Annotated in this window: 18 protein-coding genes; 11 read left to right on the forward strand and 7 right to left on the reverse strand. The window is 60.3% G+C overall.

Annotation, left to right across the window (positions count from 1 at the left end):
• Positions 1-118 precede the first annotated feature (118 nt).
• From V6Z53_RS21250 to V6Z53_RS21270, 5 genes are all read left to right on the forward strand, one after another.
• Entirely contained in the window at positions 119-1,267 is a 1,149-nt protein-coding gene (locus V6Z53_RS21250; protein WP_338581584.1) for an amine dehydrogenase large subunit, read from the forward strand.
• A 13-nt stretch (positions 1,268-1,280) separates the two neighbouring features.
• The gene (locus V6Z53_RS21255) at positions 1,281-1,820 is read left to right on the forward strand and encodes a MauE/DoxX family redox-associated membrane protein (protein WP_338581586.1); all 540 of its coding nucleotides are present in this window, start codon (positions 1,281-1,283) and stop codon (positions 1,818-1,820) included.
• Between the two features lie 5 nt (positions 1,821-1,825).
• A complete protein-coding gene (mauD, locus tag V6Z53_RS21260) occupies positions 1,826-2,446 on the forward strand; it encodes a methylamine dehydrogenase accessory protein MauD (RefSeq protein ID WP_338581587.1) in 621 nt (206 codons plus the stop codon).
• Between the two features lie 18 nt (positions 2,447-2,464).
• Positions 2,465-2,986 (forward strand): methylamine dehydrogenase light chain, encoded by a 522-nt coding sequence (locus V6Z53_RS21265; RefSeq protein ID WP_027620621.1) that lies wholly within the window; start codon positions 2,465-2,467, stop codon positions 2,984-2,986.
• 106 nt (positions 2,987-3,092) lie between these two features.
• On the forward strand, positions 3,093-3,614 hold the full coding sequence (locus V6Z53_RS21270; protein WP_338581590.1) for a cytochrome C: 522 nt from the start codon (positions 3,093-3,095) through the stop codon (positions 3,612-3,614).
• On the opposite strand, the gene mug is transcribed toward V6Z53_RS21270, so the two are convergent.
• Positions 3,608-4,126 (reverse strand): G/U mismatch-specific DNA glycosylase, encoded by a 519-nt coding sequence (gene mug / locus V6Z53_RS21275; RefSeq protein WP_338581591.1) that lies wholly within the window; start codon positions 4,124-4,126, stop codon positions 3,608-3,610. The genes V6Z53_RS21270 and mug overlap by 7 nt on opposite strands.
• Positions 4,119-4,745 (reverse strand): TetR/AcrR family transcriptional regulator, encoded by a 627-nt coding sequence (locus tag V6Z53_RS21280; protein WP_338581592.1) that lies wholly within the window; start codon positions 4,743-4,745, stop codon positions 4,119-4,121. Before V6Z53_RS21280 ends, mug begins: the two co-directional genes overlap by 8 nt.
• 251 nt (positions 4,746-4,996) lie before the next feature.
• Here V6Z53_RS21280 and V6Z53_RS21285 point away from each other — a divergent pair, with 251 nt between their 5' ends.
• From V6Z53_RS21285 to V6Z53_RS21305, 5 genes are read left to right on the forward strand one after another with little or no spacing between them, the layout of a single operon-like run.
• Positions 4,997-6,115 (forward strand): HlyD family secretion protein, encoded by a 1,119-nt coding sequence (locus V6Z53_RS21285; RefSeq protein ID WP_338581593.1) that lies wholly within the window; start codon positions 4,997-4,999, stop codon positions 6,113-6,115.
• Positions 6,115-7,614 (forward strand): DHA2 family efflux MFS transporter permease subunit, encoded by a 1,500-nt coding sequence (locus V6Z53_RS21290; RefSeq protein ID WP_338581594.1) that lies wholly within the window; start codon positions 6,115-6,117, stop codon positions 7,612-7,614. The genes V6Z53_RS21285 and V6Z53_RS21290 overlap by 1 nt, the downstream gene beginning before the upstream one ends.
• 19 nt (positions 7,615-7,633) lie before the next feature.
• A complete protein-coding gene (locus V6Z53_RS21295; RefSeq protein ID WP_338581595.1) occupies positions 7,634-9,088 on the forward strand; it encodes an efflux transporter outer membrane subunit in 1,455 nt (484 codons plus the stop codon).
• A gap of 31 nt (positions 9,089-9,119) precedes the next feature.
• The gene (locus tag V6Z53_RS21300) at positions 9,120-10,070 is read left to right on the forward strand and encodes an aldo/keto reductase (protein WP_338581596.1); all 951 of its coding nucleotides are present in this window, start codon (positions 9,120-9,122) and stop codon (positions 10,068-10,070) included.
• Positions 10,071-10,130: 60 nt separating this feature from the next.
• Entirely contained in the window at positions 10,131-11,078 is a 948-nt protein-coding gene (locus tag V6Z53_RS21305; RefSeq protein WP_338581597.1) for a LysR family transcriptional regulator, read from the forward strand.
• A gap of 55 nt (positions 11,079-11,133) precedes the next feature.
• Here V6Z53_RS21305 and V6Z53_RS21310 read toward each other — a convergent pair whose 3' ends face one another.
• Positions 11,134-11,406, reverse strand: coding sequence for a DUF2790 domain-containing protein (locus tag V6Z53_RS21310; protein ID WP_191630508.1), 273 nt, complete (start codon positions 11,404-11,406; stop codon positions 11,134-11,136).
• A gap of 361 nt (positions 11,407-11,767) precedes the next feature.
• The gene (locus V6Z53_RS21315; protein WP_338586545.1) at positions 11,768-13,393 is read right to left on the reverse strand and encodes a BCCT family transporter; all 1,626 of its coding nucleotides are present in this window, start codon (positions 13,391-13,393) and stop codon (positions 11,768-11,770) included.
• Here V6Z53_RS21315 and V6Z53_RS21320 point away from each other — a divergent pair.
• Positions 13,278-13,625 carry a hypothetical protein gene (locus V6Z53_RS21320; protein ID WP_338586599.1) on the forward strand — a complete coding sequence of 116 codons (348 nt, stop codon included), beginning with the start codon at positions 13,278-13,280 and terminating at the stop codon, positions 13,623-13,625. The two genes, V6Z53_RS21315 and V6Z53_RS21320, sit on opposite strands and share 116 nt — an antisense overlap.
• A 38-nt stretch (positions 13,626-13,663) precedes the next feature.
• On the opposite strand, the gene V6Z53_RS21325 is transcribed toward V6Z53_RS21320, so the two are convergent.
• Genes V6Z53_RS21325 through V6Z53_RS21335 form a run of 3 tightly spaced genes read right to left on the reverse strand, consistent with a single transcriptional unit; the run spans position 13,664 to position 16,634 of the window.
• Positions 13,664-14,911, reverse strand: a complete 1,248-nt coding sequence (locus V6Z53_RS21325; RefSeq protein WP_338581598.1) for an MFS transporter — start codon at positions 14,909-14,911, stop codon at positions 13,664-13,666.
• Positions 14,912-14,937: 26 nt separating this feature from the next.
• On the reverse strand, positions 14,938-15,309 hold the full coding sequence (locus V6Z53_RS21330; protein WP_338581599.1) for an ethanolamine utilization protein EutQ: 372 nt from the start codon (positions 15,307-15,309) through the stop codon (positions 14,938-14,940).
• Positions 15,306-16,634: an FAD-dependent oxidoreductase gene (locus V6Z53_RS21335; protein ID WP_338581600.1), complete on the reverse strand. Its 1,329-nt coding sequence runs from the start codon at positions 16,632-16,634 to the stop codon at positions 15,306-15,308. Before V6Z53_RS21335 ends, V6Z53_RS21330 begins: the two co-directional genes overlap by 4 nt.
• Positions 16,635-16,644: the final 10 nt, after the last annotated feature.

The following is a 16,644-nucleotide window of genomic DNA, read 5'->3' on the forward strand; positions in this document are numbered from 1 at the left end:
CACAAACACTTGGCAGGCAGCGCAATTCCCCGATTTGCCGGGCGAGGCACTATTCGATGGTCAGAATCTGCCCACTCACCCGCGATCCGCGTTACCAACAATTCAGGAAGTTCCCCTTATGCGAACAAACAGGATCTCCGTACAGTCAGCGCTAGGCCTGAGCCTGCTTGTACTCGGTTTGAACAGTGCCCGTGCGGATTTGCCCGCCGACACCATCGGCCAGACCACCTTGGCATTCCCCGCTGAACCGCATCGCGCGTTTGTCGTCGATGTCGAGTTCGAAAGCTTCGTCGCCGGCCGTGTCACCGTGGTCGACCCCGACCAGAAGCGTGTGTTGGGCATGGTGCCGACCGGTTTCGCCGCACCTTCGGCCCTGAGCCATGACGGCAAGCTGCTCTACAGCGCCGACATCTGGTATTCGCGTGGCACCCGCGGCACCCGCACCGACGTGCTGACCGCTTGGGACACTTCGACCCTGTCGCCGGCCTGGGAAGTGCTGATCCCGAACAAGCGCGCCGAGTCGCTGACCCAGCGCTACGGCCTGAAGACCAGTGGCGATGACCGCTTCGTCTACGTCTACAACTTCACCCCGTCGACCTCGGTCACCGTGGTGGATACCCAGACCAAAGCCGTCGCGACCGAAATCGCGATCCCCGGCTGCGTGCTCAACTACCCGGTCGGCAAGCGTCGTTTCGCCTCGCTGTGCGGCGACGGCAGCCTGCAAGTGGTGACACTCAACGATCAGGGCCAGGAAACCGCGCGCAACCGCACGCCGTTCTTCGACCCGAACGCCGAGAAACTGGTCGAGCGTGCGGTCAATGTCGGCGACACCTACTACTTCACCACGACCACCGGCACCGTACGCGCCGTGGATTTCTCCGGCGACACACCGAAAATCCTGCCGAGCTGGTCGCTGACCACCGACGAGGAAAAGAAGGCCGGCTGGGCACCGGGCGGCTGGCAGCTGATGGCCGTCGCGCCGAAGCTGAACCGCTTGTACGTGCTGATGCACGACGCTCACGAACCGATGAAGTGGGAAGACCCGAGCACTTTCATCTGGGCCTACGACCTCAAGACCATGAAGAAAATCGCCACCCTGGAAGCCCCGGCACCGGTGTGGAGCATGCAGGCAACCGGTGACGACAAGCCGCTGTTGCTCGGCGCCGACGTCGAAGGTGGCTTGCAGATTTTCGACCTCAAGACCAACAAGCACACCGGCAGCATGGCAAAAGTCGCGAAGACCGCGACTCAGGTCATGAGCTACTAAACGAGGTTCGGCCATGCAATCAGATCCGATCTTCATCATTGCCAGCGCGCTCGCCATTTCGGCACTGCTGGCCAGTGCTGCGACCCACAAGGTGCGGGCCCCGGCGCGCTTCGCCAAGCAAGTGGCGGACTATCAACTGCTGCCCGCTGCGCTGGTGCGCACGAGCGCGCGGTTGATTCCGCTGCTGGAACTGGCCATCGCTTTCGCGCTACTGGTTCCGGTCAGCCGGGGCTGGGCAGCGTTGAGTGCGGCCAGCCTGTTGGCGCTGTACGCCGCCGCTATCGGCATCAACCTGTGGCGCGGTCGTCGTGACATCGACTGCGGCTGTGCCGGCCCGGACCAGGCGCAACCGCTGCGCCCGGTCCTGCTGCTGCGCAACAGCGTGCTGGTAGCGGTAGCGCTGCTGGCCAGCGTGACGCCGGTGGTGCGTGACATGACTGTGTTCGATGGCTTCGTCACCGTGGCTTCCGCCGCTGTCGCGCTGCTCATCTACGCCGCGGCCGCTGGCCTGATGGCGAACTCCCCTCTTCTGCTCAAATTGATTGGTAGGTAATCAAAATGGAAGGCTTGATAGTTTCCAACGTTCTGCTCTGGGTGCTGCTGGTGGCCGTGGCGTTTGTCGTCATGGGCCTGGTTCGGCAGATTGGTGTGCTGCACGGTCGCCTGGCTCCGGCTGGCGCACTGATGGTCGACAAAGGCGTGGCCGTCAACGAAGCCGCACCGCAAATCACCGCCGCCGACCGTAACGGTCGCCCGGTGAACTTCGGTTATGCCGGTGAAAAATCGCAACTGCTGTTCTTCCTCTCGCCGACCTGCCCGATCTGCAAATCCTTGCTGCCGGCGATCAAATCCATCGCCAAGGAACAGGCCGGCACGCTCGACGTGGTGTTTGTCAGCGATGGCGACATGGACGCCCAGCAAGCGCTGATCCGCGAACACAAACTGGAAGACGCCACTTATGTGGTCGGCCCGGAAGTGGGCATGACCTACCAGATCGGCAAGCTGCCGTACGCGGCGCTGATCGACAAGTCCGGCACCCTGCGCGCCAAAGGCCTGGTCAACTCTCGCGAACACCTGGACAGCCTGTTCGAAGTCGAGCACTTGAAGCACGCCACGCTGCAGCAGTACCTCAATGCTCAGCCTCACGATCATGACCACAGCCACGGCCATAGCCACTGATAAGGCAGGGAGACGTTTATGAAACTGCTGGATCTGTTGTTCGAGCGCTCGACGCGCCGTGTTGCCGACACCACCTCGCGTCGCAAACTGCTGTCGCGTATGGGCTCGCTGATGGTGGCCGGTGCCGCCCTGCCCCTGCTGCTGCCACTGGATCGCACCAGCAAGGCATTGGCCGCGACTGACCCGAAGGCCGGCGACCCCGGTGATCCGAACAGCTGCGACTACTGGCGCTACTGCTCCATCGACGGTTTTCTGTGCAGCTGCTGCGGTGGTTCGGTGACATCCTGCCCTCCGGGCACCGAAGCTTCGCAAGTGACCTGGATCGGCACCTGCCGCAACCCGGCCGACGGCAAGGACTACATCATTTCGTACAACGACTGCTGCGGTAAACAAAGCTGCGCGCAGTGCGCCTGCACCCGTAACGACAGTGAAGAACCGGCCTACCGCCCGTTCAACAACAACGATGTGAACTGGTGCCTGGCCGCCAAATCGCACATCTATCACTGCACCGTTTCGATCATTCGCGGCGTCGCGGTCTGACACGCGATTTACCGCCGGTTGCCTGGGCAATCGGCGGTTTTTTTCTTTATACGTCTGCTGTTTTTTTTCTTTTGGTAAGACCTGCCACCCGCAAAAGGTACTTGTCATGCGTATGTTGCTTTCCCTGGGCCTGGCCTGCCTGCTCATCACCCCACAGGTGTACGCCCGGGCCATTCCCAACCCTGGCCAGCGCCATGCGCCGGGCAACGAAGAACTGCAAAAGCCCATCGCCGAGGCCAACTACAGCGTCGGCGTGAACTACCAATTGCAATGCGCCGGCTGCCATTTGGGCGACGGCACCGGTTCCGCTGCCAATGACACGCCACGGATGAAAGGCTTTGTCGGCAACTTCCTGAAAGTCCCCGGCGGCCGCGAATTCCTGGTTCGCGTGCCGGGCATGTCGCAATCGGCGTTGAACAACGCGCAACTGGCGGACTTGCTCAACTGGCTGATGCGTGAAGACGGTATGGCCGGCCAGAGCATGCCGGCGGACTATCAGCCTTACAGCGCAGAAGAAGTTGCGACGTTGCGCGCCAAAACCATGCTCAACCTGCCCGGCACCCGTGGCGAACTGATCAAAGCCATGCGTGCGCAAGGCATCGCGATTGATGACGGGATGAATTACTGAGTCGGCTCGAATGCGGTCCGCCTGAGTTGCTGATAGGCAACCGCCAATTGCTCCAGGCTGAACGAGAGATTTCGCCCACTGGGGTTGGGCAAGATCCACACGGCCGCATTGCCGAAAGTCCTCTCCTGAAGTCCCCACGCCACGTTGCGCTGACCGGATAGCGCCGAGTACGCCGCTTTCCCCAGAAACGCCACATAACGTGGCGCATGACGGGCGATCTTCTGTTCGAAAGCCGCCGCCGCTGCGGCGAACTCATACAGCGACAACTGATCCGCCCGCGCCGTCGGTCGGTCGACCACCGCAGTCAAACCGCACTGATACTGAAGAATCGTCCGATCGTTTTCCGGGCGCACTTGCTCCGGGGTAAAACCGGCCAAATGCAGCGTGCGCCAGAAGCGATTGCCCCGGCCCGCAAAGTGATGCCCCTGGGCGGCGGCGGTCATGCCGGGGTTGATCCCGCAAAACACCACCGCCAGTCGCTCGGCCAGAATGTCTTCGAGCCCTTCACTCACCGCAGATCACACTCACCGCATTACGGGCGAGGTCGGTCAGCTCGCTGCGGGACTTACCCGCCCGCGCGCGGATCGAAATGCTGTGCAGCAGCGATGATGCCAGTACCGCCAGGGACGCCGCGTCGACATCGCCTTTCAGTTCGCCGGATTCGATAGCCGTTCGCAGGCGCACTTCCAGGTCTGCGTCCAGGCGGCTGAGCCGGTCCGAAAGCACCGCGCGAATTTCCGAGTCCTCAACCGCTTCGGTAGTCGCCGTGCCGATCGCGAAGCAGCCGCGTGGTTGGCCTTCGCCCGAGAAGTAGATCGACAACTGCCCCTCATAAAAACGCAACAGCGCCTCACGCAACGTCAGGCCGGTGTCTGTCAGCGCCGCCTGCATCTCGGCGGAGGCCACTTCCCAGTACTGCTCCAGCGCCTTGATGTACAGGGAATGCTTGTCGCCGAACGCCGCGTAGAGGCTCGGGCGATTCATTCCCGCCGCCGTGGCGATGCTGTCCAGGGACGCGCCGGAATAGCCGGTGCTCCAGAAAACACCGAGCGCTTGTTGCAGCGCTGTCTGCGGGTCATATGCGCGGGGCCGGCCGCGGCCTTTACCCTCTGTCAGTTTATTTTGTGCCATGTCGTACAAAATCCTTGCAGGAAGGTGAATGTGGGGATATTTTTACACCATCGCACAAAAATAAGGAACCACAAATTCCTTGATCCATGTTTGTTCACGCGAAGCTCGAACCGGGTGTTGCAGCGACGAAACAGAGGCGGCGGAGCGATCCTCCCAACCGCCTGCGGGTTTGCTTTCAAACAGCATTTATTCACATCGGCGCCAGGCGATAGCTCCAGGCCCGAATTCCCCGGTTAAAGGTGCTTTCGATCATGACTACCCAAATCGATATCCCGGCTTCCCAGGCCTTCGCGGCCCAATCGCCCATCAAGAAACCCTTGAAGGAAAAACTGCGGCCATGGCTGATGGTGGGCCTGCCCGCCCTCTTCGCCGCCGTTGGCTACGCCCACTACGTTGCCGGCGTACCCTTCGTCACCACTGATAACGCCTACGCCCGGGTGGCCAAGGCTTCGATCAACGCGCGGATTTCCGGCCAGGTTGTAGAAATCGCCGTTGAAGACAATCAGAAGGTCACCAAGGGCCAGGTGCTGTTTCGCATCGATCCCAAGCCGTTGCAGATCGCAATCGATCGTGCCGAAGCGCAACTGAGCGTCGCGCGGTTGCGCATCGACGGTCTCAAGGCCAGCTATCGCCAGCAACAGGCGGAACTGCAATCGGCGAAAGAGTCGGCGGGCTTCGACCAGAAGGAATTTGCCCGCAAGAAAGCGCTGGTGGCGACCGAATTCGTTTCCCGCTCCCTTTTTGAACGCTCGGAAACCGACCTCAAGGTGTCACGGCAGCGCATTGCGTCCATCGAGCAACAAATCGCCAGCACCGTTGTGGCTTTGAACGGCAACCCGAACATCGAAGCCGACAGTCATCCGAGCGTTCGTGAAGCCAAGGCCCATCTGGACGAAGCGCAGTTGTACCTCGCGTACGCCACGGTTTATGCGCCGGCCGACGGCATCGTCGCCAAGGTCGACGACTTGCAGGTGGGCAACTACCTCAACAACGGCGCGCCTGCATTTGCGCTGATTTCCGACCACGAGATCTGGATCGAGGCCAACTTCCGCGAAACGCAGGTCACGCACATGCGCCCCGGCCAGGAAGCGACCATTCGCATCGACACCTACCCGGATCGCGTGTTCAAGGCCCACGTCACCAGCATGAGCCCCGGTGCCGGTTCGGACTTCGCCCTGCTGCCGCCGGAAAACGCCACCGGCAACTGGGTCAAGGTGGTTCAGCGGGTACCGGTTCGCCTCGAACTGGAGGACGCCGACCCTGCCCTGCCGCTGTTTTCTGGCACCAGCGCCACGGTAAAGGTCGACACCGGTTACAGCACGCCATGGTGGTATCCGCTCAAATCGTTGCTGACGGCAGGTAACTTCTAATGAACGCCCATGCAGATACAACCCCGAATGCAAGCAGTGCGCGCTCGCTCAGGTTGGCCGTTCTGCTCACGACTTACATGCAGTCGGCGAACCTGCCGTTGCCCAATGCGGTATTGCGGCTGATTCAAGGCAGCCTGTCGATGACCGACGACCAGGCGGGCTGGATTTTCACCGCGTACCTGGCGGCGAGCGCGATCACCATGCCGATTGCCCAGTGGCTTGCCGGGCGCTTTGGCTTGAAGCTTGTGTATCAAGCCGCGCTGGCGTTCTTCGTGCTCGGTTTGCTGCTGGCCACTGTTTCCAGCACGCCGCTGGAGTTCATCGGTGCACGCATTATTCAAGGCTTGGCCAGTGGTGTGCTGGCGCCGCTGTCGATGGCGATTGCCATGGAGATGTTGGCGCCCGAGAAGCGCATGAAGTTCGGCGCGACCTGGACCGCCATCGTGCTCGTGGGCATCGTCAGCGGCCCGAGCATCGGTGGCTGGATCGCCGAACATTTCGACTGGCGTCCGATCTTCTACGTCAGCCTGCCGTTGTCGGCGTACATCTTCCTGGTCGTAGCGCTGTTGCTCACCGAGAAGAAAGCCGCAAAGGCGCCGGCGTTCGACTTCTTTGGTTTTGGCACCTTCACGCTGGCGTTGATCAGCCTGCAAATGCTGCTCGACCGTGGTGAACGCATGGACTGGTTCGACTCGCCGGAAATCTGGATCGAGGCGCTGGCCAGCGGGCTGGGTTTGTACTTGTTCCTGGTGCATGTGTTCACCAAACAGGCGCATTTTCTCAACAAGAGCCTGTTCCGCGATCGCAATTTCGTGCTGTCGACGATCATCTTTTTCGCCGTCGGTTTCGTGCTGTTGTCGACCATGGCCCTGACCTCGCCGATGCTCGATGAAATCCTCGGCTACCCGCCTGACACCACCGGTGCCTTGACCATCCCGCGCGGTATCGGGCTGGTGGGCGCGTTCCTGCTGATGGGGCGTGTGCCTGAGCGTTTCGACCGTCGGTGGTTCGTGGCGGCAGGCGCGGGCGCGGTGATTTATGCCAACTGGTTGATGCTCGGCTATTCGCCGTTGATGGACTGGTCGCCGGTTGCGCTGACCGGCGCGATCCAGGGGATCGGCATCGGCATGTTGATGCCGTCGCTGACCAAGGTTGCGTTCAGCACACTCGACCCCAAGCTGCGCCCGGAAGGCACTGGTCTGTTCAATCTTTCCCGTGTTTACGGCAGCACCATCGGCGTGGCGATCGTGCAGATTTTCTTCTTCAACAATACGCAGGCGATGCATCTGGCGCTTGGCAACAACGTGACGCCCTACAGCGCCGCCGCGCATTTCGGCACCGCATCGTTGCCGCTGCCGACACTTGAAGGGCTCAACCACCTGATCACCCACCAGGCTGCGTTCATCGCCGTTGTCGACCAGTTCAAGATCCTGATGGTGGCAATGCTGGTGGTCAGCCCGCTGATTCTCTTTCTTCGCAAACCCGCTGCGGCCAACTAGTTTTCGTGGAGTGTGCACAATGAAATCCAGTCATCTGTTCCAACCGAAACTCACGGCATTGTCGGCGCTGGTTTTTCTCTCGGCCTGCACTGTCGGTCCTGACTTCAAAACACCTGAAGCGAGCCCGTCGCAGCATTACGATCAACAGGCCGAACAACATCTCGGCGGCCAGCAGCGCATCGCGCTTGGCCAGAAAATCAGTGGGCAATGGTGGTCGGCCTTCCGCTCGCCCAAGCTCGACCAGGTCGTGCGCCGGGCCATCGACGGCAACCTTGAACTGGTCGCTGCCGACGCCACCATTCGCCAAGCCTCTCAATCCGTAGCGGCGGCGCAAGGTGCGCTGTACCCGCAGGTCGACTTCGGCGCAACGGCGGGTCGTCAACGGGTGCACAACGCCAAGGAACCTTCGATCTCCAATTTCTATGCGATCGGACCACGGGTCGGTTTCGACCTGGATGTGTTCGGTGGCAATAAACGGCTGGTCGAACAGCAGCAAGCGTTCACCGATCTGCAAACGCATCGCTATGAAGCGGCGTATCTGACCCTGACCGGCGAGGTTGCGAGCCAGTCGTTGTTGATCGCATCGGCGAATGCGCAAATCCTGGCCGTGGAGAAACTGCTGGCCAACGACGCCAAGAACCTCGAACTGGTGCGCGCGGCGCTGATCAACGGCACGACCACGCAGATTGATGTTTCGCTGGCCGAGACGCGGCTTGCCCAGGACCGCACGCTGCTGCCGCCATTGGCCCAGCAACGTGATGCGGCCCGCCATGCGCTGTCGATCCTGACCGGCAAAGGCCCGGCTGACTGGATCGCGCCGGATTTCCACCTCGACGAGTTCGCCTTGCCGTCGAACGTGCCGGTCAGCCTGCCCTCGGAAATGGCCCACGACCGGCCGGACGTGCGCCAGGCCGAGGCCGAGCTGCACATCGCCAGCGCCGCCGTTGGCGTGGCGACCGCCAATCTCTATCCGCGGGTGACGCTGTCGGCGTCGCTGGCCCAGGCCGCTTCAGGCAATGGCGGTGCCGCGCTCTGGGGTTTTGCTGCGGGCCTGACGGCACCGATCTTCAACGGCGGAACCCTCAAGGCTGAGCAGCAGGCAGCCGTCGAAGGCTACAACGCGACGCTCGCCGGCTATCAGCAGACCGTCATCAGTTCGTTCGGCCAGGTCGCGGACACGCTGCAAGCGATCAATCACGACGCGGAAGAATTCCGTGCCCAGGAAGATGCTCTGCAAGCGGCCGAAACCAGCCTGCGGTTGAACCAGCAAGCCTACGCCCAAGGCGAGAACAGCATCCTCCAGGTGCTGGAAGCCGAGCGCGCCTATCAACAGTCGTTGCTGGGCCATATCCGCGTGAAGACCGCGCAGTACCTCGACACCGTGCAGCTGTTTGTAGCCCTCGGCGGCAATTCCATCGGCGTCTTCGAGCAACGGGTTGCCAGCCGCGAAGCCCCACAACGTCCGTATCAGTAGAGGCTGCGGCCTCGATATTTGGAGTAATGACATGTCCTACGAAGCCTTTCACGATGAACTTCGCGATACAAAATTTGCGCTGAATCACGGTACGGGGAAAATGCCCGCCGTCGGCTTCGGCACCCTGTTCAAGGACCTGAGCGTCACCACCGAGGCGATCACCCACGCGCTGGAAACCGGGTTCCGCCATTTCGATTGCGCCGAGCGGTATCGCAACGAAGAAAGTGTTGGCGTTGCCTTCAAGGCATTCATGGACGCGGGTAAGGCGCGGCGCGAAGACTTGTTCATCACCACCAAACTGTGGAACACCAACCATCGTCCCGAGCGCGTGTTGCCGGCGTTCGAAGCCAGTTGCCGTCGGCTCCAGGTGGACTACATCGATTGCTACCTGATCCACACGCCTTTCGCCTTCAAGGCGGGCGACGATCAAGACCCGCGGGATGCTTTCGGGCATATCCTCTACGACGGCGACGTGAAGTTGATCGACACTTGGCGCGCGCTTGAGCAACTGGTGGATGAGGGTCGTTGCGGAGCAATCGGCTTGTCCGATATCACCCTCGAAGCGCTGAAAGAGATCGTGGCCGAGGCACGGATCAAACCCGCCGTGGTGCAAGTCGAATCCCACCCATACTTGCCGGAATGGGAACTGCTGGAGTTCTGCAAGGAGCATGGCATCGTGGTCCTCGCCTTTGCCCCGCTCGGGCATGGCATGGAGCCGAACGTGTTGGAAGACGAGGTGATTACCGGGATCGCCCGGCATTTGCAGCGCACCCCGGCCCAAGTATTACTGGCCTGGGCTGTGCAACGGGGTGTAGCGTTCCTGACTACTTCAGCAACACCGAGCCGTATCCGCGAAAACTTCGATATCGCTACCTTGCCGCACCGGGCCATGCTGGAAATTCGCGAAGAGATCACAACACGGATACGCTTCAATTCGGTGGTCGAGACGGGTGTGCCGGGATTCATCCCGCGCAAACAGTAATGCACGATAAGGGACGGCACCGACCGTCCCTTTTTTTGGCTATACCTTGAGGTGAAACCGATGGATGTTTTCCAGACCATGCGCTGCTTCATGGCGGTCGCCCAAAGCGGCAGCTTTACCGCAGCGGCCCAGTTGCTGGACACCACCACGACCAACGTTTCCAAAGCGGTTTCCAGTCTGGAAGCCCGTCTGCAAACCCGCCTGATCAACCGCACGACCCGACGCCTGGCGTTGACCGAAGCCGGCACACGTTACTTGCAACGCTGCGAGAGAATTCTGGAAGAACTGCGTGAAGCCGAGGAGGAAGCGGGCACCGCACAGATAACCCCCGTGGGCCGCTTGAAGATTCATGCGATGTCGGCCATCGGCAACCATTACGTGATCGACGCCATCGCCCAATACCGCGAGACACATCCCTCGGTCCTGTTTGATCTGACCTTGACCAATCGGCTGCCGGATTTGCTTGAGGAAGGCTATGACATGTCGATCGTGCTGGCGCGGGACTTGCCCGACTCGGGCTTTGTCGCGCAGCGGCTGGGCATCACCTACAGCATCCTCTGCGCCTCGCCGGCGTACCTGAAGAAACGCGGAATGCCCGACACGCCGGGTTCGTTGGGAGCACATGATTGCTTGAGGATCGTCAATACGATCATGCCGGTTGAACACTGGGTGTTCGAAGGGCCGGAAGGCGTGGAAACCGTCAGCACCCCGGTGTCGCCGTTTCACGTCAACACCGCCGATGCCATGACCGTTGCCATCACCCGCGGCATGGGGATCGGCATTCAGCCCATTGCGTCTGCCGTGGCCGGCCTCAAGGCCGGCACCCTGGTGCGGGTGCTGCCGGACTATCATTTCGAAGAGTTGAACCTGTTTGCGATCTACCCTTCACGAAAATTCGTCGATGCAAAAATAAAAACCTGGGTGGAGTTCCTGAAGGACTACCTGCCCGGGTTGCTGGCGACCGATGACAAAATTGCGCGCTCGTCAAAACACGCCAAAAACAACTAAGAATGTACCCGCCCTGCCCGGATGGAGTGTCGACCCTCCACCGTCATCACGGCACTCAACCGTTCGAACACCCGGTGCCCATGACCTGATACTGCAGGACATGCCGTTGACCTTGGGAATCTTCATAAGTCATTTGTGCCGAAACCGGGCCGCACTCTGGTGGAACATCGGTCACGGAGATGACCTTCTTCACGTCCAGTTTCGAACCGTAGGTGTAAGTCTCAACCGGTGTCTGGTCTCTCGACACTTTGGCGTGGCTTTCTTCGGCAAAGGCCTGCGCACCGATACAACTGAGTGCAAGGAAAATCGCGATTTTTGAGATGTTCATGAGGTTCACCGTCTCGTTCAAGTGGGTTTGCTTGTACGTTGTGAACCCATGGCGTGGGCTCATTCCGTAGAGACGATGCTAGGTGTTTACCCCGGCGCCAAACAGCGCAGCGCCGGACAAACACTGTTAACGAAATGAGGGGGAATGCAGGACGCTAACGGTAGCGCGCCCTGCCTGAATGACCGCATCTGCGCAGACTTCGGCGACACCCAATAAACCTGTGGGAGCTAGCCTGCTAGCGATGAGGCCGGCACATCCAGCATCCCTGCTGCCTGACACGCCGCCATCGCGAGCAGGCTCGCTCCCACAGGGATTTGCGTCGTTCACATAACCGAGCGATGGACGTCAACGATAACGCGCCTTAAGCCTGCGCAGCAGCCAACGAATTCACTCGCCCCACCGATTCACGACGCTCAATTTCCGGCAAACCATCCACCGCTGGCGTCCACGCCGGTACGCTCGGCATCTCTTTACGCAAGCTGTGAATCAGGGTGTACGACATCACCAGCAGCAACATCGCAATCGGCAAACCGGCAGCAATACTCGCCATCTGAATCGCCTTCAGCCCGCCCGCCAGCAATAGACCTGCCGCAATCGCACCTTCCAGAAGGCACCACAGCAACCGGATCCAGTTCGGCGGATTGGTGCTGCCCAACGCACACAAGGTGCACAACACCTGGGTTCCGGCATCCGCCGTGGTGACAAAATGCACACCCAGCAACACGCACACCAATATCGACAGCGCGGCACCAATAGACGGGCCATCAAGCGACTGAAGCAGCGTGAACATGGCCGCCGTGGTTTCTTTCTTGGTGGCGAGCAGCACCGTGCCGCCTTCGAACTTCGGCTGTTCCTGAGTCACGACCTGGCTGGCGACAGACGCCTGGTAAGCCTGACGATCCTGCTGTTCGTTTTTCAACGCCGCACCACCGAACACCGACATCCACAGAATGGTCACCATGGTCGGCACCACCAACGCGCCGATCACCAGTTCACGAATGGTCCGGCCCTTGGAAATCCGTGCAATGAACAGACCGACAAAGGGACCCCAGGTCATCCACCAAGGCCAATAGAACGCCGTCCACCAGTTTTGCCATTCGCTGTCTTTTTGCGTGTCCATCCAGAGGCTCAGGCCGACGATGTTTTGTACATAGTCGCCGGTGGACTCAAACATCAGGTTCAGAATGTAGCGAGTCGGACCAATCGCAAGTACCGCCAGCATTAAAATGAAGGACAGATACATATTAAGCGTGGAGATACGCTTCATACCTTTGGACAGCCCGGCAAGTAGCGAAATGCAAGCAACAATACTGACAAACAGAATGATGGATAACTGCAACCCAACACTCACCGGAATACCAAATACCTGATGCAACCCGGTATTGATTTGAACGACACCCAACCCCAAAGATTGCGAAACACCGAACGCCGTAATAACCACGCCCATAATGTCGACAACATGACCGATCCAGCCATAGATGCGGTCGCCAATCAGCGGGTACAGCAACGAACGAAGGGCCAGCGGCAAACCTTTACGGTAGGCAAAATACGCCAGGCTGAGGCCGATCATGGAGAAGATCGCCCACGGGTGCAGGCCCCAGTGGAACAGCGTGATGCGCATCGCCAGGGTCGCCGACTCGTCCGTCAGGCCCTTGGAGAACGGGTTGTCGGCGTAGTGCAGCATGGGCTCTGCCACCGACCAGAAAATCAGGCCAATACCCATCCCGGCGCTGAACAGCATGGCAATCCACGAGGCGAAGCTGAACTCGGGCCGGTCATGTTCGGTGCCCAGTTTGAGATTGCCGAAACGGCTGATAGAGATATAAAGCAGCAGACCGAGTACGCCACTGATCAGGGCGAGGTAATACCACTTGAAGTTATGCAGAATAAACACCGAAGCCATTTCAAAAGCCTTGGCTGCCTGCTCATCTTTAAATGCACAAAATAGAACAAATGAGATCACCGCTAATATCGAAGCGACTGTCACATTCGGGTTCAAGCCTTTTAACATGCCTGATTGCGCACGCATTGTTTTCCCCTTTTGTTTTTGTTTAAGGGTTTTAGAGAGTATTCCGCAAGATGCTTATCGCCTGATATCAACTGATGTCAGCGCGCTGTTTATCTGCAGTTTAATTCCGGTCTATCTCGGTTTTGGCAGCATCGCCAAGATGATTGAAACCTGGCCGTCGTTCAAACCATTTTTAGTCACCGACTCATGAGAAAAACGCATCAATAAATCCGCTCCGCCCTCCTTCGCTTAACGTCCGTCCACGCACTCACTGACAGGCTCGACAACCGACGCCAGGCTCGAGCTGGCGATCCCGTTGGGTGTCGATGGGTGTTGCAGTGGCGCATCCTTTTGCAGGTGCTTGCCGGTGACTTTCGCCTGGCCCACGCACAGCGCAAGCAACGCTGCACTGCCCGCATAGAAAAAGTAGAAGCTCGAAGTGCCGAAGTGCTCCATCAACACGCCCGCGATCAGCGGACCGAAACAGGCGCCGACACCGAAGGTGATCAACAGCATGCCCGACAGCGAAACGCGCAACTGTGGCTCCATATTGTCATTGGCCAACGCCACGCCCAGCGGATACAGGCAGAACTGCAAAAAGCCGATGCCCGCGCCGAACCACAGCAAGGTCATGAATGAAGGCGCTTGATCGAAGCCCAGCGGCAGGCTGATGAGCACCAGCAACACCGCCACTGCGCGAATCAGGCTCGCACGGGGCAATCGATCCGAAAGCCAGCCCAGCGGCAACTGCGCCAACAGCCCGGCGCCGATGGTCAACGCCATGAACTGGCCAACCTGCGCCGTGCCCAAGCCCTGCTTGCTCGCATAGATCGACGCCAATCCGTAGAAGCTGCCGTTGATCATCCCGGACACCAGAATCGTCACCAACGACTGAGGAATGCGCCGCAGGAACAACCGCAGATCGATCGAGGCCGAAGGCACCGCCGTCGGATGTGCGCTGCGGGTGAGTGCCACTGGCACCGAACACAGCGCGAACACCATCGCCACACCCAGCAGTGCGCGGATGCCCAGCCCCTCGTCGAGACTCAAGGCCAGTTGACCGAGCATCATGCCGACGTAGCTGGCGACCATGTACAGCGCCAGCACACTGCCGCGCTGCTCGGTGCGGGCCTGATCGTTGAGCCAGCTTTCCAGCACCATCAACTGGCACATCATGGCCAGCCCGACCAGCCCACGCAGCACCAGCCAGAATGGCAAGGAGGTGCTGAACTCATGCGCCAATACCGCCGCCGCAATCGTTCCGGCACAAGCCGCATAGGTCCGAATGTGCCCGACCTGCGCGATCAGGCTGCGCCCGACCCAGCCACCCAGCACCATCCCCAAGGCATTGGCGGCCATCAGCGCACCGCCTGCCGTTTCGGTCGACCCCATCGCATTGAGACGCAGCGCCAGATAGGTCATCAGCAAGGTCGATCCCAACTGCATCAACAAGCTGGCCAGATAGAGGGCGCCGAAGGTTTTTGTGAGTTTTATCACCGTGCCGATCCCCCGATAATTGCGCGTCAAGCCAAGCCGTGAAGTTGCTTCCAGTTGCCGGGGTGAACCACATACCCGAACAACGCATGCCCGCCATACACCAGCTCGGTGCCTTCGGGAATCCACAGCAACTGGCCAGGCGTGACCTGGAAAAGCTCGTCGCCGACCTGCAGTTCGAAGCAACCCTCGATCACGAAAATCACCTCGTCGTAGAGCACCGTCCAGGCGACTTGTGCACCTTCCCAACGGGCGAAGCCCACACCGATGTTCGGCGAGACTTCGTTGCTGAGGGCTCGCGCTACATAAGCGGCGCCGGGCGGACCGCCACGGAAGGTAAAGTCGAGGTCCTGATGGTCGATGCGCAGCACGCCGCTTTTGCCTTTGTCCGCAGGGCTCATAGCTCGCTCCGGCTGTTCCAGGCCGCCAGATGAATGCGCGAACGAACACCGAGGCCGAGGAACGGCTCCGGCGGATTGAGCGACGGCATGCCGGTCACGGCGCGAATATCGTTCAGCTGCGCCGAATCGGCACCGACGGCAAGATCTGCGAGCATCGTCCCGGAAATCGTGCCCCAGGCTGCACCGACACCGTTGTCACACGCCGAGGCATGCACGCCCGGTTCCAGCTCGCCAAAGAAATTGGTGAAGTTGCGCGAGATCGCATAGACGCCACCCCACGTATGACTGAAAGGCACGTCGGCCAGTTGCGGGAAGCGCGCCAGGAATGCCTTGCGGTGCGAATCACGTACTTTCGAGCGCATGCCATCGCTGGTGCTGCGGCCGTATTTGGGTACGTGCTTATAGGTGTTGCGGATGATCAACCGACGATCCTGAGTCATGCGCACGGTCGTGCCGGCGTGGTCCGCCGGGGTCAGGCCCCAATCGAGTTGCCCGCCATAGGTGGCCAGTTCCGCATCGGTCAACGGGCGGGTCCAACTGGCGAAGGTCATCACCGGCAACAGGCGATTGCGCAGATAACCGAATTCCTGGGTGAAGATGCTGGTGCCCAACAGCAGTTGCGGGGTGCGGATCAGTCCAGCCGTGCCATGCAGAATCCAGCCGCCACGCCCGTCGCGCTCCAGACGCTGGATGGGGGATTCTTCCAGCAATTCGACGTTGCTCGGCAATGTACGAGCCAGGCCGGTGACCAGCGCTGCCGGTTGCATCAGGTAGCAGCCGGGGGTGTAGATGGCGCCGCTGTAATGGCCGGTGCCCAACACCTTGGCCAGCTCAGCGGAATCGGCCCTGCGGAACGGTTCGCCGAGGTCGCTCATCAGGCGTTCGAAATGATCGAGGTAAGCCTCGCCACGAGCGCCGACGGCGCCTTGATACTTGCCGGCATGGGACCATTGGCAATCGATGCCATGGTTTTGCACCAGCCCTTGCAGCTGCGAAATCGCGGAACGGTTGAGCGACAACAAACGCTGTTTGTGCGCAGGGTCCGGATGCTCCAGGGCAAATTTGTGCGGCAGGTCGATCACAAAACCGGAGTTGCGCCCCGAAGCGCCATGGGCGACCCGTTGCGCATCCACCAGCAGGATACGAGCCTGCGGATGATGCTCGGCCAGACGGCGGGCAGCGGCGAGGCCAGCGAAACCCGCGCCAATCACGGCGTAGTCTGCACGCTGCTCACCGGACAAACGTTGGCAGGACGGTTGCTCGGGCAGCGCCGCGTACCAGCCGCAGCTCGAGTCATCGAATGGCAGGTTGATGGTGTTTTTCATGATTCGAGCC

Origin of the sequence: Pseudomonas sp. MAG733B, assembly GCF_036884845.1 — a bacterium.
GTDB lineage: Bacteria > Pseudomonadota > Gammaproteobacteria > Pseudomonadales > Pseudomonadaceae > Aquipseudomonas.